The sequence below is a fragment of the Solibacillus palustris genome (genome assembly GCF_022549215.1).
Taxonomy (GTDB): Bacteria; Bacillota; Bacilli; order Bacillales_A; family Planococcaceae; genus Solibacillus; species Solibacillus daqui.
This window is the reverse complement of record NZ_JAKZFC010000009.1, coordinates 81,532-107,687: the sequence shown is the minus strand read 5'-3', so window position 1 is coordinate 107,687 and position 26,156 is coordinate 81,532. Positions and strand designations below refer to the sequence as shown.

Annotated in this window: 26 protein-coding genes and 1 riboswitch; of the genes, 21 read left to right on the top strand and 5 right to left on the bottom strand. The window is 37.5% G+C overall.

Annotated features, from left to right (window positions below; genetic code table 11):
* Positions 1 to 8 precede the first annotated feature (8 nt).
* Together LZ480_RS17795 and LZ480_RS17790 are read right to left on the bottom strand one after the other, a co-directional pair.
* The gene (locus LZ480_RS17795) at positions 9 to 671 is read right to left on the bottom strand and encodes a methionine ABC transporter permease (RefSeq protein ID WP_241370887.1); all 663 of its coding nucleotides are present in this window, start codon (positions 669 to 671) and stop codon (positions 9 to 11) included.
* Complete coding sequence (locus LZ480_RS17790; RefSeq protein WP_241370886.1) at positions 661 to 1,686, bottom strand: methionine ABC transporter ATP-binding protein; 1,026 nt, start codon at positions 1,684 to 1,686, stop codon at positions 661 to 663. Before LZ480_RS17790 ends, LZ480_RS17795 begins: the two co-directional genes overlap by 11 nt.
* A 112-nt stretch (positions 1,687 to 1,798) precedes the next feature.
* Positions 1,799 to 1,900, bottom strand: a riboswitch (SAM riboswitch).
* A gap of 198 nt (positions 1,901 to 2,098) precedes the next feature.
* Here LZ480_RS17790 and LZ480_RS17785 point away from each other — a divergent pair.
* From LZ480_RS17785 to LZ480_RS17760, 8 genes are all read left to right on the top strand, one after another.
* Positions 2,099 to 2,500 carry a DUF948 domain-containing protein gene (locus tag LZ480_RS17785; RefSeq protein ID WP_241370885.1) on the top strand — a complete coding sequence of 134 codons (402 nt, stop codon included), beginning with the start codon at positions 2,099 to 2,101 and terminating at the stop codon, positions 2,498 to 2,500.
* A 455-nt stretch (positions 2,501 to 2,955) separates the two neighbouring features.
* Positions 2,956 to 3,078 carry a hypothetical protein gene (locus tag LZ480_RS19955; RefSeq protein WP_255731538.1) on the top strand — a complete coding sequence of 41 codons (123 nt, stop codon included), beginning with the start codon at positions 2,956 to 2,958 and terminating at the stop codon, positions 3,076 to 3,078.
* A gap of 132 nt (positions 3,079 to 3,210) precedes the next feature.
* Positions 3,211 to 3,333: a hypothetical protein gene (locus LZ480_RS19950; RefSeq protein WP_255731537.1), complete on the top strand. Its 123-nt coding sequence runs from the start codon at positions 3,211 to 3,213 to the stop codon at positions 3,331 to 3,333.
* Between the two features lie 538 nt (positions 3,334 to 3,871).
* Positions 3,872 to 4,435 carry an alkyl hydroperoxide reductase subunit C gene (gene ahpC / locus LZ480_RS17780; protein WP_241370884.1) on the top strand — a complete coding sequence of 188 codons (564 nt, stop codon included), beginning with the start codon at positions 3,872 to 3,874 and terminating at the stop codon, positions 4,433 to 4,435.
* 214 nt (positions 4,436 to 4,649) lie between these two features.
* The gene (gene ahpF / locus LZ480_RS17775) at positions 4,650 to 6,206 is read left to right on the top strand and encodes an alkyl hydroperoxide reductase subunit F (RefSeq protein WP_241370883.1); all 1,557 of its coding nucleotides are present in this window, start codon (positions 4,650 to 4,652) and stop codon (positions 6,204 to 6,206) included.
* A gap of 186 nt (positions 6,207 to 6,392) precedes the next feature.
* Complete coding sequence (locus LZ480_RS17770; protein WP_408641639.1) at positions 6,393 to 6,683, top strand: RNA polymerase alpha subunit C-terminal domain-containing protein; 291 nt, start codon at positions 6,393 to 6,395, stop codon at positions 6,681 to 6,683.
* A 223-nt stretch (positions 6,684 to 6,906) separates the two neighbouring features.
* Positions 6,907 to 7,488, top strand: a complete 582-nt coding sequence (locus LZ480_RS17765; protein ID WP_241370881.1) for a CueP family metal-binding protein — start codon at positions 6,907 to 6,909, stop codon at positions 7,486 to 7,488.
* A gap of 389 nt (positions 7,489 to 7,877) precedes the next feature.
* Positions 7,878 to 10,079, top strand: coding sequence for an MMPL family transporter (locus LZ480_RS17760; protein WP_241370880.1), 2,202 nt, complete (start codon positions 7,878 to 7,880; stop codon positions 10,077 to 10,079).
* A 49-nt stretch (positions 10,080 to 10,128) separates the two neighbouring features.
* Here LZ480_RS17760 and LZ480_RS17755 read toward each other — a convergent pair whose 3' ends face one another.
* Together LZ480_RS17755 and LZ480_RS17750 are read right to left on the bottom strand one after the other, a co-directional pair.
* Complete coding sequence (locus tag LZ480_RS17755) at positions 10,129 to 11,865, bottom strand: ABC transporter ATP-binding protein (RefSeq protein ID WP_241370879.1); 1,737 nt, start codon at positions 11,863 to 11,865, stop codon at positions 10,129 to 10,131.
* A complete protein-coding gene (locus tag LZ480_RS17750; protein ID WP_241370878.1) occupies positions 11,862 to 13,604 on the bottom strand; it encodes an ABC transporter ATP-binding protein in 1,743 nt (580 codons plus the stop codon). Before LZ480_RS17750 ends, LZ480_RS17755 begins: the two co-directional genes overlap by 4 nt.
* A gap of 544 nt (positions 13,605 to 14,148) precedes the next feature.
* On the opposite strand from LZ480_RS17750, the gene LZ480_RS17745 reads away from it, so the two are divergent.
* From LZ480_RS17745 to LZ480_RS17720, 6 genes are all read left to right on the top strand, one after another.
* A complete protein-coding gene (locus LZ480_RS17745; protein ID WP_241370877.1) occupies positions 14,149 to 14,718 on the top strand; it encodes a nucleoside/nucleotide kinase family protein in 570 nt (189 codons plus the stop codon).
* 103 nt (positions 14,719 to 14,821) lie between these two features.
* Positions 14,822 to 15,295: a fructose-2,6-bisphosphatase gene (locus LZ480_RS17740; RefSeq protein WP_241370876.1), complete on the top strand. Its 474-nt coding sequence runs from the start codon at positions 14,822 to 14,824 to the stop codon at positions 15,293 to 15,295.
* Between the two features lie 15 nt (positions 15,296 to 15,310).
* Positions 15,311 to 16,903: an amidohydrolase gene (locus LZ480_RS17735; RefSeq protein WP_241370875.1), complete on the top strand. Its 1,593-nt coding sequence runs from the start codon at positions 15,311 to 15,313 to the stop codon at positions 16,901 to 16,903.
* Positions 16,904 to 16,929: 26 nt separating this feature from the next.
* On the top strand, positions 16,930 to 17,433 hold the full coding sequence (locus LZ480_RS17730; protein WP_241370874.1) for a DNA-deoxyinosine glycosylase: 504 nt from the start codon (positions 16,930 to 16,932) through the stop codon (positions 17,431 to 17,433).
* Positions 17,434 to 17,503: 70 nt separating this feature from the next.
* On the top strand, positions 17,504 to 17,974 hold the full coding sequence (locus LZ480_RS17725; protein ID WP_241370873.1) for a DinB family protein: 471 nt from the start codon (positions 17,504 to 17,506) through the stop codon (positions 17,972 to 17,974).
* Positions 17,975 to 18,193: 219 nt separating this feature from the next.
* Entirely contained in the window at positions 18,194 to 18,871 is a 678-nt protein-coding gene (locus LZ480_RS17720; protein WP_241370872.1) for a DUF554 domain-containing protein, read from the top strand.
* A 120-nt stretch (positions 18,872 to 18,991) separates the two neighbouring features.
* Here the strand turns inward: LZ480_RS17720 and LZ480_RS17715 are convergent, their stop codons facing one another.
* The gene (locus LZ480_RS17715; protein ID WP_241370871.1) at positions 18,992 to 19,759 is read right to left on the bottom strand and encodes a TSUP family transporter; all 768 of its coding nucleotides are present in this window, start codon (positions 19,757 to 19,759) and stop codon (positions 18,992 to 18,994) included.
* A gap of 134 nt (positions 19,760 to 19,893) precedes the next feature.
* Here LZ480_RS17715 and LZ480_RS17710 point away from each other — a divergent pair, with 134 nt between their 5' ends.
* The 7 genes from LZ480_RS17710 to LZ480_RS17680 all read left to right on the top strand — a co-directional run bounded on the left by LZ480_RS17710 (position 19,894) and on the right by LZ480_RS17680 (position 26,132).
* A complete protein-coding gene (locus tag LZ480_RS17710; RefSeq protein WP_241370870.1) occupies positions 19,894 to 20,589 on the top strand; it encodes a YjjG family noncanonical pyrimidine nucleotidase in 696 nt (231 codons plus the stop codon).
* Between the two features lie 205 nt (positions 20,590 to 20,794).
* Positions 20,795 to 21,412 (top strand): nuclease-related domain-containing protein, encoded by a 618-nt coding sequence (locus LZ480_RS17705; RefSeq protein WP_241370869.1) that lies wholly within the window; start codon positions 20,795 to 20,797, stop codon positions 21,410 to 21,412.
* A gap of 180 nt (positions 21,413 to 21,592) precedes the next feature.
* Complete coding sequence (locus tag LZ480_RS17700; RefSeq protein WP_241370868.1) at positions 21,593 to 22,351, top strand: SDR family oxidoreductase; 759 nt, start codon at positions 21,593 to 21,595, stop codon at positions 22,349 to 22,351.
* Between the two features lie 305 nt (positions 22,352 to 22,656).
* Positions 22,657 to 23,565 carry a polysaccharide deacetylase family protein gene (locus tag LZ480_RS17695; RefSeq protein ID WP_241370867.1) on the top strand — a complete coding sequence of 303 codons (909 nt, stop codon included), beginning with the start codon at positions 22,657 to 22,659 and terminating at the stop codon, positions 23,563 to 23,565.
* A 169-nt stretch (positions 23,566 to 23,734) separates the two neighbouring features.
* Positions 23,735 to 24,571: a putative RNA methyltransferase gene (locus LZ480_RS17690; RefSeq protein WP_241370925.1), complete on the top strand. Its 837-nt coding sequence runs from the start codon at positions 23,735 to 23,737 to the stop codon at positions 24,569 to 24,571.
* A 6-nt stretch (positions 24,572 to 24,577) separates the two neighbouring features.
* Positions 24,578 to 25,459 (top strand): NAD-dependent epimerase/dehydratase family protein, encoded by an 882-nt coding sequence (locus LZ480_RS17685; RefSeq protein WP_241370866.1) that lies wholly within the window; start codon positions 24,578 to 24,580, stop codon positions 25,457 to 25,459.
* Positions 25,460 to 25,529: 70 nt separating this feature from the next.
* Positions 25,530 to 26,132 (top strand): lysophospholipid acyltransferase family protein, encoded by a 603-nt coding sequence (locus tag LZ480_RS17680; RefSeq protein ID WP_241370865.1) that lies wholly within the window; start codon positions 25,530 to 25,532, stop codon positions 26,130 to 26,132.
* The last annotated feature ends 24 nt before the right edge of the window (positions 26,133 to 26,156 follow it).

Here is a 26,156-nt window from a genome sequence, read left to right as displayed (position 1 = left end):
TTGAACTCCTATCGTCTTAAGATTTTTTTTGCTAAAGTATTGCCAAGCCATTGAGCGAGTTGAACTAAAACAATTAATATCACAACTGTGACTATCATGACGCTACCATCAAATCGTTGATAGCCATAAGTTATGGCGATATGACCTAACCCACCGCCGCCAACTGTACCTGCAATAGCTGAGAAATCGATTAAACTAATTGTGACAAATGTTAACCCTAAAATTAGTGGGCCTAATGCTTCTGGTATTAATACCGTAAAGATAATTTGCAGTGGGCTAGCACCCATTGCTTTTGCTGCTTCAATTACGCCTGGATCAATGCTAATTAAATTCGTTTCTACAATACGTGCAATTCCAAATGCAGCGGCAATGGTCATTGGAAAAACGGCCGCGCTTGTACCAATCGTAGTACCCATTACAATACGTGTAAGTGGGGAAATGGCTACCAAGAAAATTAAAAATGGAATTGGTCGCACTATATTGATTAATAGATTGAGTAAGTTGAACGTTAGCTTACTTTCTAAAATATTATTTTCTCGTGTTACGAATAAAAGTATTCCTATAGATATACCAAGGATTGAGCCGAAACCAAGCGTTAGAATAACCATATAAAGCGTTTCGCCTGTTGCTTCAATAATTCTCGGCCAAAATGTACTCCAATCAACTTTCATGTAATTGTACCTCCTCTATTTCAACTTGCTGTGAAAGTTCGTCGATTACTTTATTAACTTGAACATCATTTCCTTGGAACGAAATGAGTAAGTTACCGAATAATTTATTTTGTAACTCGCGTACCGAACCATAAATAATGTTGAATGGTACTTGATGTTTTTGCGTAATTTCGGATAGTAGAGGATTATGCGTGAGCGAGCCTTTAAACAATACTCGGTATAAATGCTGTCCTCCTGATTTTTGCCACTCTTTTAAAATTTGCTCAGAAGGAATGTCCTGATGCACCGACTGAATAAAGCGCTGCGTTGTTGGATGCTGCGGTTGCGTAAAGACATCGTAAACATCGCCTTGTTCGATAACTTGTCCTTGCTCCATTACGGCTACTCGATTACAAATGGATTGAATGACGTTCATTTCATGCGTAATTAATAAAACCGTAATGCCGAATTCTTCATTTACTCTTTTTAATAGCTTTAAAATATCAGCAGTTGTCTCTGGGTCAAGTGCTGAGGTTGCTTCATCACAGATTAGAATATCTGGATTTGTTGCAAGCGCACGAGCAATGCCAACACGCTGCTTTTGCCCACCGGATAGTTGTTCAGGATAGTCACGTGCTTTTTCAGATAAGCCAACAAACCTTAAAAGCTCGGCTGTGCGACGGTCGATTTCTGCTTTTGGTGTGCCCGCTAACTTCAGCGGATAGCTGATATTACCGGCAACCGTTCTTGACGTCATTAAGTTGAAATTTTGAAAGATCATCCCAATGCGACGACGTAATTGTCGTAAGTCTTTTTGAGATAGTGTTGCTAAATCGGTTCCTTGAATTTTTACGGTGCCAGTTGAAGGCGCTTCAAGTAAATTCACCAGGCGTAACAATGTACTTTTACCAGCTCCACTAAAACCGATAATCCCAAAAATATCACCTTGGTCAATGGTTAAATTGACATCGCGTACAGCATGAACTTCTCGATCTTTCGTTTTAAATACTTTTGATATTTTTGAAAATTCAATCATTTTAAAACCCACCTTTACTATAATGCTTGATACGAAGCCTTTTTGAGACAACAAAAAAACTTTCGCATCTAGAAAATAAGATACGAAAGTTGAATAGTTATCATTACTTTTGCTCTTATCTTCCAAGTGTATACTTGCAGGATTTGGCACAACGCTATGTATAGCTGCTGCCGAGACTTCAAAGGGCCTGTCCCTCCATCTCTCTTGATAAGAAAATATGTAGTTGTCATTTGCTATGAATCTTATAATAAATCCAAGTAAAACACTTGTCAATATATAAAATAAAAATTTCCGTTTTTCTGAAAAATACTAATAGCATACAACTCATGAATATGGATAAAAAATTTACTTATCGCTAGTGGGAAACTGGGTATATATAATAAAATAAAGAAAATGAGTAGGAGGCGTTAAGGTGAATAGTTGGCTATTAGCATCGGTAATCCTATTAATACTAGCTGTTGTAATACTAATCGTGTGCATTATTGCAGTCATAATGCCAATAAAAAAAACAATGTCGATTTTGCATGCACATTCGGAAGGTATTCAAAAGCAAATGAACGGCATTCAAACGCAAACAACGCTTTTGGCGGCAACTGCAGAAAAAATGAAATATGATATTGAATACAAAATAGAGACTGTGCAAGGAGTTATACAATCCTTGAAAAATACAGGCGATGTGTTAAATGAAATTAGTGATTCATCACAGGCGTTAACTTCTAAAGTGATGCAAAAAGCGGTGGATGATCCAGTACGTCAAGCACAAGTTGAACAGTGGACAAATACTGCAATGGGTTATTTAAAACGTAATGGATAGGAAAAAGCATACAGGATGAAGCGGTTAGTACCGAACATCCTGTATGCTGTTGTTGTTTATAGACGCCCACTGCAAACTGACAAGTGTCAGGAGAAAGCTAAGTGGGCAATGAGAACTCCCCACCGAGCAAAGTTTCATTTTATATATACACCTAAAATATGAAGCTTTAAAAAAATCGTTTTGAAACGCTTTTCTTCTGTACTACAACAGTAGTTGCTCGCTTGTGGGAATTTTCTCTAATTTGCGTTTTATTCGTTAAAAATCCATGTGTCACAAAGTGTTCAAAGAAAGCGGTTTATTTTTGAACACATTGTGAAAAGCTAAAAATATTGCTTTCCTTTTCTAAAAATCGGAGTAGAATGAGAGTCAAGTAAGGTGTTATACAACAAGTTGCAAATGTCATTGGAGAATGAACAACTTTATTATATAGCTTTATAAAAAAGGAGAAATGAAACATGTGGGTAGTAACAGTATTTAACAATCAAAATGATATTCGTATGTTCGAATTCACAACAAAAAATGAAGCAGCTTTACAATTAGCAAAATATACAAACGCCGTTTTATCATACACAAACTAATTTTTACTTGCTTTTGCGTGGGGTCAAACCCCGGCGGATGTCATAGGTTTTAAGTTGCATTTTTTAATAGGCTTGAAAAAAATCTCGACGCAATTACGCAAAGGCGTAATTGATAAAAAGGAGCGAAAAAACATGTGGGTAGTAACAATTTTCAATAATTCAAACGATATTCGTATGTTCGAATACACAACAAAAAATGAGGCTGCTAAAATGTTAGCGAAGTACTCAAATGCTGTATTATCATTTACAAACTAATCGGTATACAAAAAGCCAAAGTCGGGGAAATCGACTTTGGCTTTTTTTAGGTTAGATAAAGGATAACTTTTCTGATGAACCCACATAAAAAAATTATTTTAGCTGTTCTCAATTATTGAGCAAAAATACACTTAAGCGAGAATCAAATAAAATAGCGGGAGAGTGCAAGCCTCCATCCTCGGCGAAAAGGGATTGTCCCAGAAATACTTCTAGGACAATCCCTTTTCTCATGTTGGGAAAAATGAACTTTGTCATACAAAAATATTATTTTAGACAAAAATACACTAGGTATACAGAAAAATAAAATTGACTTTTTACAAAATAAATACGTTAAGTAGTTTTTTGTGTTCTTTTGACGGAAATTGGTTAAATCTAAATTTGTAGCAAGAATGGTAATAATTGAAGCAGTGATTTTTTATTTCTAGAGCGAATAGGTTGACTAAATTTGGTTAATATAAGATAATCTAAACGGTAATAATAATTATTTTATAATAATTATAATGTTAATCATTTATATACATTCAAGGAGGAAATACACATGGCTTTAATCGGTAAAGAAATCGCACAATTCGCTGCAAAAGCGTTCCAAAAAGGTGAATTCATCGACGTAACTTCAGAAAACTTCAAAGGACAATGGTCAGTAGTTTGCTTCTACCCTGCAGACTTCACTTTCGTTTGCCCAACGGAATTAGGTGACTTACAAAACGAATACGCTACATTAAAATCTTTAGGCGTTGAAGTATACTCAGTATCAACTGACACTCACTTCACACACAAAGCATGGCATGACACTTCTGATGTAATCGGTACAATTGAGTACATCATGATTGGTGACCCATCACACACAATTTCAAAAGCATTTGATGTGTTAAATGAAGAAGATGGCTTAGCAGAGCGCGGTACATTCATCATCGATCCAGATGGCGTTGTTCAAGCAGTAGAAATTAACGCTGGTGGTATCGGCCGTGATGCTTCAACTTTAGTTAATAAAATTAAAGCAGCTCAATACGTACGTAACAATCCAGGTGAAGTTTGCCCAGCTAAATGGCAAGAAGGCGGCGAAACGTTAACACCAAGCTTAGACTTAGTAGGTAAAATCTAACTGTTACTCGTTAATTAATAAAACTTTTATGGCGGCAAAAATTAACCTTAATGGATTGATTTTTGTCGCTCTGTTTTTAATTAGGGAATTAAAATAGGTTGGCTCTCTGTTTATGAAATAATACAGGAAAGAGGTGAATTGTTTGCTGTGAGAGAGTGTATATGCGCTGTTTTTGGTAAAACAATAGTGCGTTATAGTCACAGCAACAAATGCTATGTTAGATAATCAAATTAAAGCGCAATTACAGCAGTATTTAACGATGCTTGAAGGCGATTTACTTATTAAAGTAAGTGTTGCCGACGATAAAACGTCTCAAGATATGTTAAACCTTGTAGAAGAATTAGAAAAAATGTCCCCACGTATTACGGTGCAGCACGCGTTATTAGAACGTACGCCAAGTTTTAGTATTGACAAAGTAGGAGCTGAAGAGTCGGGGATTGTTTTCGCAGGTTTACCACTTGGGCATGAATTTACATCACTTGTGTTAGCGTTATTACAAGTTTCTGGTCGTGCACCGAAAGTAGATGCGGCAGTTGTAAAACGTATTCAAGCGATTAAACAACCAATGAAATTCGAAACATACGTAAGCTTAACATGTCATAACTGTCCAGATGTTGTACAAGCATTAAACATTATGGCCGTGTTAAATCCTAATGTCTCCAATACAATGGTTGAAGGTGGCGCGTTCCAAGATGAAATTAAAGCACGCGACATTATGGCAGTACCAACCGTATTTTTAAACGGTGAAAACTTCGGTGGCGGTCGTATGGAGTTAGAGGAAATTTTAACGAAGCTTGGTGAAGTATCGGATGGTTCAGAGTTTGCTGATGTAGATCCATTTGACGTATTAGTTGTTGGTGGTGGTCCTGCTGGTGCATCGGCTGCGATTTATTCGGCACGTAAAGGCATTCGTACAGGTATCGTAGCAGACCGATTCGGTGGTCAGGTGAATGATACATTATCGATTGAAAACATTATCGGAACGAAGGCTACAGAAGGTCCAGCATTCGTATCAAGCTTAGAGGCGCACGTATTAGATTATGATATTGATGTACTGAAGTCTCAACGTGCAGCAAAAATCGAGAAAAAGGATTTCGTGGAAGTAACATTAGAAAACGGTGCGGTATTAAAAGGGAAAACAGTTATTCTTTCAACAGGGGCACGCTATCGTCAATTAGATGTACCGGGTGAAGAGCAATTTAAAAACAAAGGAGTTGCGTACTGTCCACACTGTGACGGGCCAATCTTCAAAGGCAAAAACGTTGCAGTAATCGGTGGTGGTAACTCTGGTGTTGAAGCGGCAATCGATTTAGCAGGTATCGTCAATCATGTAACGCTAATTCAACGTGGCGCGGAATTAAAGGCGGATAAAGTACTACAAGAGCGTGTGCGTTCATTAAAAAATGTGACCGTTCTTACAAACGCATTAACAAAAGAAATTACAGGTACCGATAAAGTAAATGGTTTAACTTATATCGATAGCGTATCTGGAGAAGAAAAGCATATTGCTTTAGAAGGTGTGTTCATTCAAATTGGTTTATTACCAAATACAGAATTCCTTCAAGGTGCTGTAAACATGAATGGGCACGGTGAAATCATCGTTGATAAGCACGGTGCAACAAATATTCCAGGTGTGTTCGCAGCGGGAGATTGCACAGATACTGCTTACAAACAAATCGTCATTTCTATGGGTTCTGGTGCAACAGCTGCACTCGGCGCGTTTGATTATATGATTCGTAATGTAACCGACAACCATTTAGTAAAAGCATAAACCAACGTCCGTTGTATGAATTTTTCGTACAGCGGATTTTTTAGTCTTTATGAAAGAACGCCAATACAGGAAAAGGCATCATTTCGCTTTTTCCATTCATGTAATGACAAGTAGTCATCGGTCGACAATATATTGTACAATGCGCTACATTGAAAGAAGTAGTCATTTTAAGGAGGGTAAATTATGGTGAACCGCGAACGAACATTGCGCATTTGTCCAAAGGGGCATCGTTATTATAAATGTACAGACTGTGGCACTTGCCCAAAATGTGAGCAGGCAAACAAGCCAACAGAAGGTTTCTTAGCACGACTATCATCGCCTGCTCGTAATGCATTACAACATGAAGGAATTACATCGCTTAAACAGCTTGCCGATTATAGTGAAAAAGAGATTTTAGCATTACATGGTGTAGGTCCTACTACGATGCCGATCTTAAAAATGGCATTAGAGGAAGAAAATTTACAATTTAAACTTTAAAAAGGAGCTGTAGTGAAAAGGGAATTTCTTTTCGTTACAGCTCTTTTATCTTAATTGTTAAGTTTATTTTTACTAGGACTACAGTTGGAATAAAAAAGCAACTAAATAGTAAATGAAAGCCTTAGCTAAAAAGGGGTATGCTTTTCAACCTTCCGATATTGTTCACAGCTATTTTATTTGTCTTCAATTACAATAAAAGTAAAAAAGATTGGAGTAAGATGAAATGAAGTTGAAATTAGTGGCAGTGAGTCTGTTAGCAGTAGCGGTATTAGCAGCATGTGGTGATGAACAACAAACAGAAAGTAAAGCAAATACCGAGCAACCGCAACAGGGCGAGCAGCAAGCTAAAACGACGGTGACACAAGGGCAAACCGATGATATTAAAGGGTTAATTGAAAACTATAGTTCAAATAAAACAACAGACGAAAAAGCATCGATTACGTCACAACAACTAATCGTGACAGATAAAGACGGGAACGAAACACATTATGCATTACCGACGGATGAGTTTTTCGTCTCAATTGCACCGTATATTACAAATACACATCCTTGTAAAGACCACAGCTTAACAGGTTGCCGAGGAGAGCTTGTCGCAAAAGATATTGACGTTTTCATTGAAAATGAAAAAGGTGAGGTTATTGTTGATGAAACAGTAACAACATTAGAAAATGGTTTCATCGATTTATGGTTACCACGCAACGAAGCGTTTGTTATTGAAATGGTGCACGATGGAAAGAAAGTATCGGGTGAGATAACAACGTTTGATGAAGATGGAACATGTGTGACAACATTACAAATGATTTAAAACAAAAGGAATTGGAAGCGTATAAACCTCCAATTCCTTTTTTATTGCGGTAAAATATCACGAATCGAATAGGAGAGCTTCAATGGTTGTAATTTGAACGATTCGTAATATTTTTCAGAGCCTACCCTATCGTTAAAAAATACAGTGTCTGGATGGGATTGAGCTATATTATCGAGCATAAGAATAGATTGAGTATGTTCACTCAGGAATGTGTTGATTGGAAAAAGTTTTTTAGCAAAATTGTACTTTCTCATGATAAGAGTTGTTTCTATTGAAGCATAAAAGAAATTGCTTGCCATATTTTTTTCTGTTTTTGTACAATATTTGTGTAGTGGTAGAGTATGGAATTTTTATTTTATAGATAGTAAATAATAAAGGAGTTGAAGGTTATGTCCAAGCATCCATTAGAAAAATGGGGAATTTTGATGGGCGGGAAAAATACTCGCTGGGTTGTTGTAGCATTATGGATTGTTTTTGCAGCAGTGTTGGCATTTGTTTTCCCGCAAATTAATAGTGTAGAAAACTATGCCGGTGAAGAAATTCCAGAAACGTATACATCGGTTCAAGCTGGAAAAATAATTGAAGAGCAATTTGCTTCAGATAGCGGGATTCCGTTACTGATTACATGGTATAACGAATCAGGCTTAACAGAACAAGACGTTACAAATATTCAAGCGCTCTATAAAGAATTAGCGGAAAACCCATTGCCGGGGCAAGAAACGATGCCGCCATTCCATGAAATGCCTGTGCAGGCGTTAATGGGTACACTATCAGAAAATGGCGCTGCGCTAGTAACACCGATTTTCTTCTCAGCGGACGAAACGACGGAAGTATTAAAAGAAAATTTACAAGTGTTAACTGAAAAAACAGAAGCGCAATTTGGTGATAATCCATACGAAAATAAGTTAGAAGATGAAGGCTTACATGCACGCTTCTCAGGTCCAGTTGGGATTTCGGTAGATGCAACAGACCTTTTTAAATCGGCTGATGTACAGTTAATGATTGCAACAGTCATAATTATTTTAGTCATCTTACTTGTCATCTATCGTTCGCCAATTTTAGCGATCATTCCATTAGTTGTTGTAGGAATTGCCTTTTTAGTCGTAAGTCCATTACTTGGGGTAATGGCTGAAAATGGCTGGATTGATAAGGATGCACAAGCAGTATCGATTATGATTGTACTATTATTCGGTGCTGGGACAGATTATTGTTTATTTTTAATCACGCGTTATCGTGACAAATTGTTAATAGAGGAAAATAAATTTATAGCACTTGCACAGGCAGTTCGTGAATCAACAGGTGCCATTGTTATGAGTGGTTTAACCGTTGTTATCGGTTTGGCTACATTAGGGTTGGCAGATTATGGTGCATTCCAGCGCTTTGCTGTCCCATTTAGTTTTGGGGTACTTATTACCGGTTTTGCAGTTGTGACACTATTACCAGCCATTCTTGGCATTTTAGGGCGCACGGCTTTTTGGCCATTTGTTCCTCGTACAGAGGTAGCAGAAAAGGCACAAGCGGAAAAGAAAAATAAATCGCTAAAAGCCCGAAAAGAAAATCACCGTTTTATGCGTGCAGTAGGGGAAATTGTAACGGCAAAACCGTGGTTAGTTATCGTAGTTGCGGGTGCAATTTTAATCGGATTAGCATTTACCTCAACGAATATAAAATACAATTACGATTTAATTTCATCATTTCCAGAAGATATGCAATCACGTGAAGGCTTTAAAATTATCGAAGAAAATTTCACAGCAGGCGAATTAGCACCGGTTCAGTTATTAGTTGATACACAAGGTACAGAGCTGAATATTCAACAGCAAATAGCAGATTTACCTTACGTTGGATTAGTAAAGGATGTGCGTACAGGTTCAAAAAATGCCGAGATTCAACTATATGAAATTGAATTAAACAAAGATCCGTATTCTAATGCCGCGATGGATGACGTCGAGCAAATGAAAACGGATGTAAAAACGATTTTAGCGGATCATAATTTAACGGGTAGTGAGTTTTGGATTGGTGGCGAAACAAGCGCACAGTTAGACAAAAAGGTTGTACAGCTTGGTGATGAAAAGCTCATTCAACCAGTCATGATTATAATTATTTTCGTTGTATTATTAGTATATTTACGTGCGGTTATTACATCGATTCAATTGATGATTACAGTCGTGATTTCATTCTTCTCGGCACTTGGCGCGGGGTGGTTAATCATTCATTATGGTTTAGGGCATGAGGCGATGGCAAGCGCGATACCGTTATACAGCTTCGTATTTATTATTGCGCTTGGAAATGACTATAATATTTTCATGATTTCAGATATTTGGAAAAATCGGAAGAACGGTGTTGCACATAAAAAAGCAATTAGTGAGGGGATTGCGTCAACAGGTGCAGTGATTACATCGGCAGGATTAATTTTAGCAGGCACGTTTTTAGTATTGGCATCATTACCGATTCAGTTGTTAGTACAGTTTGGTATCGTAACAGCAGTTGGTATCTTACTTGATACATTTGTTGTTCGTCCACTTTTAGTACCAGCACTTATTACAGTGTTTGGGAAATGGTCGTATTGGCCGAATAAAAAGCTACAAAAATAATAAATAGGCGTATGGAGTCTTCATTTGAAGGTTCCATACGCCTTTTGTTTTATGAAGTGAGTGCACCTGATTGTAATCGGTACATTAGCTCATATTTACCACCTAGGGCAACGAGTTCATCGTGGTTTCCTTGTTCAACAATTTCACCACGGTCTAATACTAAAATTTTGTCGGCATTTTTAATTGTTGATAAGCGGTGCGCGATGATGAACGTTGTACGTCCTTTTTTTAATACGTCCATCGCGTGTTGAATAATTTCCTCTGTTTCGGAGTCAATATTCGAAGTTGCTTCATCTAAAATTAAAATTGCTGGGTCAAACGCTAATGCACGTGCAAATGAAATGAGCTGACGCTGCCCTGAAGAAAGCGTACTGCCTTTTTCAATAACAGGCTCATCTATACCTTTTTCAAATTTTGATAATACACGCTCACCACCAACAGCCTCTAACGCTTTTTCCACCATTTCACGTGAGATACGTTCGTCATTTAAGCTAATGTTCGATGCGATTGTTCCTGTAAATAAATATGGATCTTGTAATACGATTCCCATATGCTCACGAATCGCTTGGCGCGGCAGCTTTGTAATGTCCTGCCCATCAATAACGATACGTCCTTTTTGCGGATCATAGAATCGGAATAATAAGTTCATAATCGAACTTTTTCCTGAACCTGTATGACCAACAAGTGCAATCGTTTCACCTTGCTTTGCTTCAAATTGAATGTTTTTTAATACGTACTCATCGTTTTTGTAAGCAAATGATACGTTATCGAATACAACATTTCCTTTATAGCGCTCAATATGTTGTAAGCTTACTGTTTCGCCTTTTTGGTTGAGTAGCTCAAATACACGAGATCCGGCAACAAGTGAACGTTCTAATTGAGAGAACTGGTTGACCATGTTCGTAATCGGATTGAATAAACGTGTGATGTAATCAACGAATGCGTATAGAGTACCGGCTGATACAGCTTCTGGTAAAGTCATAGATTGTGTACCGAAGTAGTAGACAAATACAGCAAACATAGACAGTCGTAAAATATTGACTAAGTTATGACTTGTCGCAGAATCTAAAATTAATAGTTTACGATTGTATTCATAATGTTCGTCATTCATTTCATCGAATTCAACCTTCATTTGATCTTCACGACGGAATGCTTGGATGATTGTCATACCGTTAATCGATTCGTTAATCATTGCGTTAATATCTGCAATTTTTGTACGAATAACGTGATTGTATTGCGATGCATATTTACGATATAAAATCATCCATATATAGACAATTGGAATTAGCAACAGTGCAAATAATGCCATTTTCCAATTTAAAATGAATAATGCAATATATACCCCTGCAATCGTAATAAGGCTATTGGCAAATTGAGAAAGTACGGTTACGTAAAGATTGCGAATCGCCTCGGTATCGTTCGTTACACGAGCAACAACTTTCCCGGCTGGTAAGTTATCGAAGTATTCAATTGGAAGCTTTTGAATATGTCCGAACACATCTTTACGTAGTTGTTGAATGACGTGGTTCGCACCGCGCTGTAAGAAAATATTCATCGCATAGCGGAACATGGCTGTTAAAACAGAAAGTAAGAAGAAAATCGCTAGTAAAATAACGATTGGCTTCGCTTCGATACTTCCTGGTGTCATGTAATGGTCAATAATATACTTGGCTATAAACGGCCCGGCGATATCCGTTGCAACCGCAAGCGTTAGTAAGAATAATCCGATGGAAATCGGCTTTTTAAATTTTAATGCATAGTTGTAAAGTCTTTTTGAAGTGCTCATTGTCCCACCTCCTCAAGCTGCTGGCGGTCGAATTGTTCTTTATACCAACCACCTAATTGAAGAAGCTCTTCATGTGTACCGCGTTCTACAATCAGTCCATCCTCAAGCACGATAATTTCGTCGGCATGTTGAATTCCGGATAAGCGATGTGTTGAAATAATGGTCGTTTTTCCAGCACGCTCTGTTTGAATGTTTTCGATAATTTTTGATTCGGTTTTCGCATCAACCGCAGATAACGAATCATCTAAAATTAAAATTTCTGGGTCTTTAATTAGTGCACGTGCAATGGATACACGCTGCTTTTGCCCACCTGATAATGAAACGCCTTTTTCACCAACAAGTGTTTCCACGCCAAGTGGTAAATTTGTTAAGTCTTTTTCGAAGTCTGCTAAACGAATTGCTTCATCAATATCAGCCCTCGTTGCATCTTCTTTACCGAATAGAATGTTTTCACGAATCGTACGTGAGAATAACACGTGATCTTGTGGCACATAGCCAATCCAGTCTAAAATTTGCTCTTTGTTCATATTTGACAAATCTGTATCGTTAATCACGATGTGCCCGTCACCAAGCGGATATTCACGCAGTAGCTGGCGGATGAATGTCGTTTTTCCAGCACCTGTTTTTCCGACGATTCCAAGCGTTTGCCCTTTTTGTAAATTAAGAGAAATTTGCTGTAAGTTTTTCGCTTGAGATAAAGGATATTGGAATGTGAATTCTGAGAATCCGATTGAGTTTGGTGTTGCGTAAGCTGTTGCAGCTAATGGGTTTTTTACATCTGCCTCGTAATCTAGTGTATCTTGTACACGGTCTAGAGAAGCACTTCCTTGCTGCATTACGTTAATTAATTCCCCAATCGCAAACATTGGCCAAATTGCTAAGCCTAAATAGACATTAAATGATACAAGCTGTCCTACTGTTAATTGGTCATTTGAAACAAGTACAGCACCGTAACCAAGTGCGATAACGTAACAAATCCCAGTACCAATTTTTGTGATTGGCATGAAAAGACCGTTAATGTAAGCAACGCGCATATTTTTCGCAAAAATATTTTCACTCATATCACTGAAGCGCTGTTCGTCTTTTGTTTCTTGAACATAGGCACGAATAACACGTGTACCAGCAACCGATTCTAATACACTATCATTCATTTCACCGAATGCCTCTTGTGCAGTCATATAGCGCTCATGAACAATTTTCCCTAGATATTGAATGATGATTGCCATGATTGGAATTGGTAGCATTGCAAAAAATGTTAGCTTCCATGAAATGAAGAAGCCCATAGCTAAAATAATTAGTGCCATATAGACAGTTGAATCGATTAACGTCATAATCCCAAAACCAGCTGTTAATGTAACGGAATTTAAATCATTTGTTGCTTTGGCCATTAAATCACCAGTACGGTTTTTTTCATAAAACGTTGGAGTCATTTTTAAAAATTGATGCATTAATTTTTTACGTAAAATTCGGTCCAAGGCAATAGAGCCACCAAATAGCTGATATTGCCATACAAAGTTCAGCGAATAGCTCGCCACTGCAGCAATTAGCGTGAACCCTACGTATTTGAATAGTTGTGTATTATCCATTTCACCATTTGTCATCGTGTCGATTGCTTCACCTAAAATCCAAGGTGGCAAGATTTCGACAACACTCGCTATCATTAGTAATGTAATCGCGAGGGTGTATTGCTTGCGGTATTCTTTAAAAAACCATTTCAGTTTGACAAATACATTAAACATGGTCTGTGTACCTTCTTTCTTTGAAGTTTGTTAAGTAGCTACCCATCATCGTAGAGATCCTGTCTTAATAGTTTTCGTTGCATGAAAATCATCATACAAAGCCCTCCTCAAAATTTTCTTCACTAAATTTTTGTCGTTTTTGTCTGTTATACAAACAAAAAAGACACCTATCCGATTTTTCGAAAAGGTGTCAAAACGAAAAAGGGCACAGTATGACCGTACCTGCGCCTTTTATTTACGTACGAATGAACATTTAAAACAAAGGTTTAAGGTAGGCTTGTATGATATTGTGTTATTTGTATGTGGTTTTACAATTGGGTTCATCATAGCCATAGCCTCCTTTACGTGTTTTAAATTATTTAGTGTTCCTTAATATTAGTGTAGTGAATAATAATTGTCAATATTTTTAGAAAATATTTTATTTTCTATCTTGGAATTTAACTGGTAAATATTGTGACAGAAAATGAACATTTATGCCGTGCTTCATTTACGAAATAGGTGAAATATGGTACATTTTTGAGGATTCGAAAGGAGATGAACTTTCATGGGTAAATTAGTTGTTATTACAGGTTTAGATGGAAGTGGTACAAGCACAGTTGGTGATCAATTACACTTTGAAGATTTAGGTTCTTCATTATTAAAATCACCGCCATATCCGTTTTCATCGAATCGTCATGATATTGATGAAAAGCTATTCCATCAGTCACCAACAGCACATTATTTATACTATTTAGCGTCAAACGTTCAATTAACAGAAGTAATCAATGAAAAAATGGCTGAGCATGACAACAATATTTATTGTATTCGCCATTATATCGATACAGTTGTTTCGCATCGAGCAAAAGGTGTAGATGCCAAATATGAATACGAAACAGAACTGTACTCAATTCGCAAGCCAGATTACATTTTCTATTTAGATGTAGAAGAAGGGGAGCGTCAAATGCGTTTAGATGCGCGCGGACGAGGCTTTTTAGATGACCAATTAAATGATGAAGCATTACGTCAACGTTTTGTTGAAGAGTTCAACGCATTAGAAAGTGAGTTTATTCGCATTCAAACTACAGATCGTGAATTAGCAGATATTATTAAAGAAATTCAGAGCTATATAAAATGATAAATGCCCCCTTTATACGTATAAGCGATGAGGGGGTTTTAATTTGAAAATAGAGACTTTATTCGTTATCGTAAAGTAAATAAATCATAAGGAGTGGGAGCGCATGAAAAAGTTAGTTTTTGTACTATTAATGACGGTTGTGTTAGCTGCTTGTGGAACGGATGAAAAAAATCCTACAAATACTGGCCAAGGAAACTTAGAAGAATCAGAAGTAATTGTACTTTATAAAGCGGATAGTAATGCGGAATATACAATGCCATTTGAAGTAACGTTTGCAGGCAATGATGCGGATTTTGTACCGTTTATTTTTGAAAATGTCAATAAGCATGATGTGGAGCTATTAGATTATACCTTTGAGAATGACAATAAAAGCTTGATTTTAAATTTAGGTGATGATGTTTATACCATTCAAGGTTCGGCTGGAGCAGCAATGTTTGTCGAGACATTGGCGAAATCCTATTTTGAAAATTTCTCGGAACTCGAAGAAATTACGTTTATTTATAAAGGCTCATATGAATCCATTTTAGACCATATGAATATTGGAGAGCCGTATACACGACAAGTTTTTGGTATGTAGAATGGGGATATTATAATGAAGCAACTGTGGACAAATGGCGTTATTTACACAATGGAAAATGAGTGGGAAGTTGTGCAGGCCGTACTTGTTGAGAGTGGAAAAATACTTGCAACAGGAACACTAGATAATTTACAGCCGTTAGCAGATGAAATAATCGATTTACAAGGCATGACAATGTATCCAGGCTTTGTAGATAGTCATTTACACATGATAGGGCATGGTGAAAAACTGAAACGCCTAGATTTAACAAAAGCTAAAAGTGGAGAACAGCTTTTGCAATTGATCGGTGAAGCAGTGAATAAGCTAGAACCGGGGCAGTGGCTTATTGGGGACGGCTGGAATGAAAATCAATTTACAGATGGTGCTATTCCTACAATAGAACAATTAGATACAGTTGCGTCTAACCCAGTGTATCTAAACCGCATTTGTCACCATGTTGCGCTCGTGAATTCAGCAGCACTTGAGCAAGCCAATATTTCCGTTACCACGCAAGATCCTAAAGGTGGGAAGTTTGGACGCAAGGAAGATGGGCAATTAGATGGCCTGTTATATGAACAAGCGATGAATGTTGTGTCCGATACATTCCAACAGCAAGGCGAGGCGTACATTGAAAGTCTAGTACATTCACTAGAGCTTGCGATTGCAGATATGCAGCGTTATGGCTTAACAGGTGGTCATACGGAGGAGATGGGCTATTTTGGAGAATATACAAATCCATTAACGGCATATCAGCGAACAGTTGGAGAGCATAAAAACTTCCGTGTGAATTTACTGCGCCATCACTCCGTATTTGAACAGATGAATGAACAACATGCGGCGTTTAACGAACCATTTATTGAGCCAGGTGCGATGAAGTTCTATGCAGATGGCTCATTTGGAGGTTCAACTGCCGCACTTCTTGAACCATATGCAAATGACGCAACAAATAAAGGAATGCTTATTCATACGAATGAACAAATAGAGACGCTTGTTCAATTAGCACGTAAATATAATGAGGCCGTAGCGATTCATTTAATTGGCGATGCTGGTGTTGAGCAAGTGCTTACATATTTAGAGAATTATCCTGTACCACAAGGAAAGCGTGATCGTTTAATTCATTGCTGCTATATTTCGGATAGCCAATTACAGCGTATAAAGAAGCTTCCTGTTATTTTGGATTTGCAGCCGGCATTTGTGACGTCTGATTTTCCGTGGGTGCTTGAAAAGTTAGGGCATCACCGGAAAGGGCATGTCTATGCGTGGAAAACATTCATAGAGGAAGGGTTAATTTGTGCGGCAGGTACAGATGCACCAATTGAAGCGATTAGTCCGTTTGAAACGATTTATGCTGCAGTGGAACGTAAAAAAAACACGGATACACATGATGGATATGCTCCTAAGCAAAAATTAACGCGCTATGAAGCGGTGAAAATGTATACGTTTGGTAGTGCACAAGCGATTTGTAAGGAGCATGAGCGCGGACTGATAAAAGAGGGCTTTGATGCGGATTTTACGATTTTAGATTGTGATTTGTTAACCTGTACGCCAGAGGAAATATTACAAGCAACGGCATTGAAAACCGTAGTAGCTGGGAAAATTGTTTACGAAAAAAGCTCATTTACTAATTGAAGTAAATTTAGAGAGTGTGTGATGAAATGCAACCTATTCAAAATATCTTGTCACCAATAGTTGATGAAAACACGCGTATATTAGTTGTCGGTTCGATGCCGGGTAAGCAATCGCTCGACAAACAGCAATATTATGGCAATGCGCGTAACCACTTTTGGCCTATTATCGGTGAACTTTTTCAAGTTGAAATTCCAGATAACTATGAAGAAAGAATAGCTCTCTTACGTTCAAATAAAATCGGGTTATGGGATTCGATTGCAAGCTGTGAACGAAAAGGCAGCTTAGATGCGACGATTAAAAATGAAACACCGAATGACTTTGCAAAGTTGTTTGAACAATACCCACAAGTTCAACTCGTCTTGTTTAATGGTAGTAAAAGCTTGGATGTATTTAAAAAGCATGTTGGTTTACAGGTACTTGAAAACCGTGCATACAAAAAAATGCCATCAACAAGCCCCATTCCAGGGAAGAATATTAAATCATTCAATGAAAAAGTAGCAATGTGGCAAGTGATGAAAGCGTATATGTAAGCCACTGAAATAGCATAATGCTAGAGAGTTATGTATGATAGTGATAGTTAAACAAAAGGGGGATTTATACATGTATCGTATAGCAGAAGATTTTGTTCAAGAATGGGCAAATGCATCTAAAGGAGCATTAAAAGTAATGCAGGCAATTCCGAATGACAAGATGGAAGTGGCCATTGTGGAAGGCCATAATTCTTTAGGTTGGCTATCATGGCATTTAGTTAAAGTGGCAGGAGCATTTGGTCACTTTGCTGGCTTACAAATTCCAGCTCCTGGTCCAGATATGGATCAACCTGAAACGATGGCTGAAATCGTAGAAATGTATGAAGAAGTGCGCGAAGCTTATAAAAAAGAAGTAGCATCTTTGACAGAAGAGCAGCTTCTTGAAGAAGTACCGGCATTTGGCGGTACAATGAAACGTGGCGCCTTATTACGCGTAGTAATTACACATCAAACGCATCACGTTGGACAAATGACGGTATTATTGCGTCAAGCTGGGTTAAACGTACCACCTGTAATGGGACCAACAAAAGAAATGCAATAAAGTGAAACTTTGCTCGGTGGAGGGGGAGGTTCCTCTGCCCTCACTGAGCATTAGTCTTCACCAATCGGGCTTTTAGAGACATTGGATCGCCCACTTAGCTGTCTCTTAACACTTGCCAGTTTGAAGTGGGCGTCTTACTGTCCCTTAATGCGAGATAATTTACAAAAGCTCCGAAGTTTTTCGGAGTTTTTTTATACCTAAATTGAGGAGAATGGTTGTATGTTTGGAACAATTGTCAATACAGTATTGATTGTTTTAGGAACAATAATAGGTACAGTATTGAAAAAGGGTATTAAAGAGGAGTATCAAGCAGCGTTATTTAATGCAATGGGCTTTGCAGCGGTCGCCTTAGGTGCAAATGCAGTCGTGCAAAATATGCCGAAAAGTACTTATCCTGTATTATTTATTGTTAGCTTGGCAATTGGAGGCTTTGTCGGTGCGGCACTTAATCTAGATGGAAAGTTTAATACGATTGTTGGCCGCTTTGGTAATTCGAATTTAAGTAAAGGGCTTTCAACAGCCATATTATTATTTTGTATTGGTACATTATCAATTTTAGGACCGATTGAAAGTGCACTACATAGTAACCATACCTATCTATTAACAAATGCCACGCTCGATTTTGTAACGTCTATGGCATTGGCAGCAACATACGGCATCGGAATAATGTTTTCAGCGGTTGTCCTGTTTTTCTGGCAAGGCGGCATTTATTTATTAGCAGGTTATTTAGAGCCGTTTTTAACGGAAGGCTTAATGGCGGAAGTATCCATTGTTGGTGGTGTACTTATTTTCGCGTCAGGGTTATCGATTTTAGGGATAAAGGATAGCAAAACATTGAATATGCTACCCGCCCTTTTGGTACCGGTTGTTTGGTATATCATCGTCAGTTTTCTATAAAAAGAGACCGTACAACAAAAAGCATACTTGGAATGAAAAGCAATTTTTTCGTCCATAAAAAAACAATTTTTCTCTGCTGAGAAAAATTGCTTTTTTGTTTTGTCCTAGTCTAATTTAGTATTAAAAGAAAAAATCATACGCATTTTTAGCGAGTAGTGTGAAAGTGACGATGATAAACAGCACGCGTACATAACCACTTCCCTGCCGAATTGCAAAGCGTGAACCAACAATCGCACCCGCAATTTGTGATACCCCCATAATGAGCCCGTACATATAATTGACTTGCCCTAAATACATAAACATCAGCAAGGCCGCAATATTACTTGTGAAATTTAATAATTTGGCATTACCAGCTGCTTTCAAAAAATCATAGCCGACCATTAAAAATGCAAAGATTAAAAATGAACCCGTCCCTGGACCTAAAAAGCCATCATAAAAGCCAATCAGCCCGATAATAATAAAAAATAAAATGTATTTTGGTTTAGATAATGTCTTAACTGAGGTAATACTTCCCCAATCTTTTTTAAAAATCGTATATACCGCAACGACCGCAAGCATAATGAGCATCAATGGCTTCAACACATTCGGATCAAGCAAATGTACAATCCATGCCCCAATCATAGAGAATAAAAATACAATTGGAATATATTTTTTTACTGATTTAATATCTAGTTTACCAGAACGATAAAATGTAATTGTACTTGTTAATGACCCCATCGTACCTGCAAGCTTATTCGTCGCAACAGCTACTGAGGGACTAAGCCCACTAAACATAAGTGCAGGCAACGAAATAAGACCTCCTCCTCCAACAACTGAATCAATAAAAGCCGCTAAAAATCCGAAGCACATTAAAATAAAGACGAGCTGCGGATCAACATTAAAACCCATGAAGGTTACCTTCTTTCTATATTTACACTATAGGCATGTTACACGATTTAACTAAGTTGTGTAAATAGTTAATATTTTGAGGTAACTATGATAAGGTAGAAGAATCAGACGGTACGAAATGGAGTTTTTGAATAATGAAGGATTACCAATTTTTATTTTTTGATTTAGATGATACATTATTAGATTTTAAAGCGGCAGAAAAAATTGCTTTACCAAAATTATTTGCAGCGCATGATTTCCCGCTAACACCAGAAGTAGAACGTTTTTACCATGAGTTAAATAGTGGACTGTGGAACTCTTTAGAGCAAGGACTGGTAACTCGTCAAGAGCTAATGGCAACACGCTTTGGTAAAACATTTGAACATTTTGGACGCACAGCAGACGGGCTTGCACTGGATGCAGAATTCCGCAGCTACTTAGCAGAGAGCAATGTGTTTGTAGAGGGAGCTTTAGAAACGATTCAACTATTAGCACAAAAAAATGAGTTGTATATTACGTCAAACGGGATTTCTGAAACACAATACAAACGTTTACAAGTAACAGGTTTAGCACCATACTTTAAGCAAGTATTTGTCTCTGAAGATACTGGCTATCAAAAGCCGATGAAACCATTTTTTGATTATGTATTTGACCGTATTCCGCATTTTGATCCAACAAAGGCGATGATTATCGGTGATTCATATAGCGCAGATATAATTGGAGGAGCGGGAGCTGGTATCGATACATGCTGGCTAAATCCATTAAAAAAAGCACCTACATCAACTATTCAGCCAACATATACAATTGAGAAATTAGAGCAGCTTGTCGCATTACTTCAACATGATAGTTAGTCACTAAATACATGATGATTAATAGTACTTTTCTGTTATTTTGTTCAATTCATAAAGGGCAATTGTAATAGTAAAAGTAGTCTATAGGTGTATAGAAAAGGCCCACGAGGTTTGTTAAAATGAGTGATAATGAAGCATAATGCAAGGAGTGGGCTCTGTGACGCTACTACTAATAATATTGGTAATTTTTACAGTGGGTTATTTTATGGTGAATATATACCGTCATGATAATTCAACGTTTTACAAATTGACGAGTTATTCCTATTTAGATATGTTAACTAGTAAAAAAATCCGTACACTGTACAAACTTGTGGGTGTGTTAGATCAAGTAAATGGCACACATAAAATTTTGGTGAATGTACAAGTACCAGTAAATGAGGCACTAAAAACAATTGATGCCATGTTATTACATGAGTCGGGTATCTATGTAATGAACATTAGAGCAAAATCAGGTTGGATTAATGGTCGTGAGCGTGATCACGAATGGAAAGAGTTATTACATAAGGGAAAAAGTCGTACATTTAGTAATCCAATTCTTGAAACGAAGCGTCTTATGTTTGCTTTACGAGATCAGCTAGTTGAAGTTGATGAACATGCGTTCCAATCGGTTGTGTTATTTACGGATGATTGCTCATTCCAGCAAATTGAAATTCAATCAGACAATGTAGAAGTGTTAAAAATGAAAGATCTAAAAAAGTGGACGAGCTCTATAAAGGGGAACGTCATTTCCGAATCAGACATTCAAACACTATTCGTTACATTAGAAGGCTCAATGAGTAAAAAGAATGCTATTTTAAAAGCAGATGAGACAGTGTCTGTTTAATATTTAAGGGCTTGTCCAGAAATTACTTTCCGGACAAGTCCTTTTCTTAAGGCTAGCTACTAGCTACGTGTAAGTTTTAGTCACATTCTTAATGAAAAGTAGAATAAACTTTCAAGGAATTTACTATCTAATTGTCGAAATGCTAATTGTAGTAAAAATTTCTGATAAGGGGGTTTTTTCATGAGATTAAAAGACAAAGTAGCGGTTGTAACAGGGGCAGCTTCAGGTATGGGGAAAGCGATTGCCATATTATTTGCAAAGGAAGGCGCAAAAGTAGTCGTTTCAGATTTGACGCTTGAATCTGCAGGAGCAACTGTTTCAGAAATTACTGCATTAGGTGGTACGGCAACTGCTGTCGTATCAAATGTAGCTGTGGAAGCAGATATCCACAAGTTAATTAAAGCTGCTCAAAATAGTTACGGTACACTTGATATTTTAGTAAATAACGCAGGCATTATGGATGATTTCTCTCCAGTAGGTGACGTGAAAGATGAAATGTGGGATCGCGTATTTGATGTGAACGTTAAAGGTGTTATGCGCGGAATTCGTCAAGCGATGCCAGTCTTTTTAGAAAAAGGGACGGGTACAATTATTAACATAGCTTCTGTTGGTGGTCTGTATGGTTCACGTGCTGGTGCGGCATATACAGCGGCAAAGCATGCGGTAGTTGGGCTTACGAAAAATACGGCTTTCCAATATGCAGAAAAAGGGATTAAATGTAATGCAATTGCCCCAGGTGGTGTGAATACAAATATTAGTGCAAGTTTCCAAAGTCCGAATGAGTACGGTCTTTCTCGTGCAATGGCAGGTGCTGGATTTAATCCACGTACGGGTGAACCAGACGACATTGCACGCGTAGCCTTATTTTTAGCATCAGAAGACTCCGATTTTGTAAATGGTGTTGTCATTACAGCTGATGCTGGATGGACAGCCTACTAATATATAACTATTACCTTGCTTCAGCGGGGTTTCAAAACCTGGTTGTATTAATCAACTTAGGCTAAGAGTGCCGCGTCGTGCGGCAAATCCTAAGTGACCAACATCGTGTTGGCCCAATGCCCCTGGCGGATGTCACAGATTTTTAGAGGAGTTTTTCGAGAAGGCTCGAAAAAAATCTGGACACAATCACGCAAAGGCGTAATTGATAGTGCTCGGGAATTTTCAGAGCACTATTTTTTATTATTTATCAACTTTTAATACCCCTCATACGTCTAAATAGATAGAATAGACTGGTGGGGGACAGCATGATGAACAAAAATATATTAATGATTGGTATTTTATTTGGATTAGTGAGTTTACTTATTTTTTGGTGGTTAAAAAGTCCGCTTGGTACAAAAGCGGAGAATATGCATATTAGTGCAACGTATAACGAGCAGCAAGGTTATGAACAATTTGTAAAGCAATTACCACAGCAAAAATGGGATAAAATGAATTGGAACTCGCCTTTTTATATGAATAATGGTGGACTTCCCCGTTATATCCGTGACTGTGAAGCATACATAACAGTTAATGAAATATTGGTGAAACAAGAAGAGCCAAAAGAGGAACCAAAAGAGGAGCCCCAAAAGGAACCGATAGAAAAACCTCAGCAAGAAATACAGCGCAAACGAATTGCACTAACATTTGATGATGGCCCTAATGATAAAAACACAGTACAAATTTTATCTATATTGCAAAAGTATGATGTAAAAGCGACATTTTTTGTAATTGGATTGAATGTAGTGAAGCATCCGGAAATTGTAAAGTTAGCAGCACAACAAGGTCATGAAATTGCTAGCCATACATGGAGCCATAAAAACTTAACAAAATTAACACCTGCTCAAATGCACGACGAAATTGATCGTGCCAGCAATGCGATATTTGAGGCAACAGGACAATATCCAACAACATACCGTCCGCCATATGGAGCGATTAATGCAAACGTGCGTGATGAAATCAAGATGAAATCGATATTGTGGAACATCGATACAATGGATTGGCAACATAAAACACCTGCTAAAACAATTGAAAATGTAAAATTACATGCTAAAGATGGTGGCGTTATTTTAATGCATGATATTCATAAGGAAACGGCAGAAGCATTAGAAGGTGTTATTCAATATTTAATACAGGAAAACTATGAATTTGTGACGGTAGAAGAATTATATAAATAGTAAAGTGGTTTTTGAAGGACCAGCGAAAATGAACGCCCGCAAATAACTTCTTTGGCGCTTAGGATAGCAAATGTTTTTAGGGTATTAGTTTGGCGCGAATTGTGTTTTTCTAATTTTAAATAATTTGTGGTACGATACTAGCGAACAACAAAAGAAGGAGGATCCAATGATGGGTCTATTATCAAAACGCGCGCAAAGCATTCAACAACTTCAACAATCAATTGAAATTTTTGCATGCCCACTTTGCAAACAACAAATGACAATGAGTGATGAAGGTAAAATGAGCTGCCCATCGAACCATTCTTTTGATGTTGCAAAACAAGGCTATATATATTTATTAAGTCGTCCAATACAGTCCATGTATTCAAAGGAATTATTTGAATCGCGTCATGAAGTGATTCAATCGGGAATATATGACAATGTACAACAAGTTATTGCCGGGGAAATAAACGTCCAACATCCTATTATTTTAGATACGGGCTGTGGTGAAGGCTCTCATCTACATCGAATTTGCCAAAAGCTTGAAGGGGCGATGGGAATTGGTGTCGATATTTCAAAAGAAGGGATTATGGCGGCAGCTAAATTTTATGAGGATCAATTATGGTGTGTAGGTGACTTAGCAAATAGTCCTTATAATGAAGCCTCATTTGATTGTATTTTGAATATTTTGTCACCTGCGAATTATGAGGAATTCAAACGTTTATTAAAACCAGGTGGTAAGGTTATTAAAGTTGTGCCACAAGAAAATTATTTGAAAGAATTGCGTGTACAGGCATTTGCAGATTCTGAAAAAGAAAATTATACAAACGAGCAAACGGTAGCTCGATTTAAGGCAAGCTTTAATAATGTTGATGTAAAGCGTGTAACGTATACGATTCCGCTAAAACCAAATCTTGTACAAAAATTACTAGAAATGACGCCAATGGGATGGCATATTGAACAAAAGGAAAACATTGATCTTCAACATATCACGATTGATTTAGACATATTAATTGGAATGAGGTAGGGAACAATGAATATTTTAGTACTAGGCGGCACACGATTTTTTGGACGAAAATTAGTAGAAAATTTATTAGAGGAACAGCATGATGTAACGATTGTGACGCGTGGCATGTCAGAAAATCCTTTCGGCAAAAACGTGACACATATTAAAGTTGATCGCAAAGATGTGGCAAGCTTTAAGGAAGCATTAGCAAACAAACAGTTTGATGTTGTTTACGATAATATTTGTTATTCTCCAAATGAAGCAAAGCAACTATGTGAAATTTTCAATGGTTCAATAAAAAAACTTGTTTTTACATCGACACTTTCAACATACGAAGCAAACGGTACAGCCCATGCGGAAGAGGATTTTAACCCATATGACTATGAAATTTGCATGGGGGATACGCAAGAATTTACTTACGGGGAAGGCAAACGTTTAGCAGAGGCTGTGTTTTATAAAGAGGCCAAATTCCCAGTTGTAGCAGTACGTTTCCCAATTGTTATGGGGGAAGATGATTACACACGCCGCTTGCATTTCCATGTCGAACGCATTTTAAACGATGAGCCAATCGGATTTGCTAATATGGATGCGGAGATGTCATTTATTCAGGCGACAGAAGCAGCCAAATTTTTAGCATGGGTTGGTATGAATGATGTAGAAGGTCCAATAAATGCAACAGCGAACGGAATTATTTCATTGAGGGATTTAATTTCTTTAATTGAAGACAAAACGAATAAACGTGCAAAAATTGCATTGCTCGGTACAGATGAAATTCGTTCACCATACGCGATTCCAACTTCTTGGTATATGAAAAATGATAAGGCAACAAGCTTAGGCTTTACATTTAGTAATTTACAAGATTGGTTGCCAGGCTTAGTTGAGGCCATTTCAAAAGTAAGTGTGAAATAGTTTCAGTTGAAGCGCGTAATCACTATCGCTTACAATAGAAGCATAACGAAGAATAAGGTAGGATTAAAACGTGTATAAATTTATTGCAGGTGTAGTAAACGTAATTTTAGGCGTAAATGGAGCAAGAGCAAAAGTGTACGGCGAAGAAAATGTTCCGAAAGAGGGCGGCTTCATAGTTGCCTGTACTCACAATGGTTATATTGATATTTTAAATTTAGGTACGTCAATGTTGCCGCGTGAAATTCATTTCATGGCGAAAAAACAGCTTTTCGATATTAAAGGGTTAGGCTGGTTAATTACAAAGCTCAATGCTTTCCCGGTAGACCGTGATAACCCAGGGCCGAGTGTAATTAAAATTCCTCGTCAATTAATTAAAGAAGGAAAGATTGTAGGCATTTTTCCAAGTGGTACGCGTAGCTCAGAAAATTCAGAGCTAAAAGCAGGAGCTATTACAATCGCACAGTTGTCTAAAGCACAAATTGTGCCAGCTGCCTATATCGGACCAAAAGATGCGAAGGGTGTATTTAAACGTCAAAAAGGCTATTTAGTTTACGGTAAGCCCTTTTCAGTGGAATCAGGTAAGGATGGCCGTGATGCATCCGTGCAATTTTTAGAAGAAGAATTACTGCGTTTAACAAGCGAATTAAAAACAAAACACCCAGAAATAAAATAATTGTGTAAGCTGTGCGAATTTTTT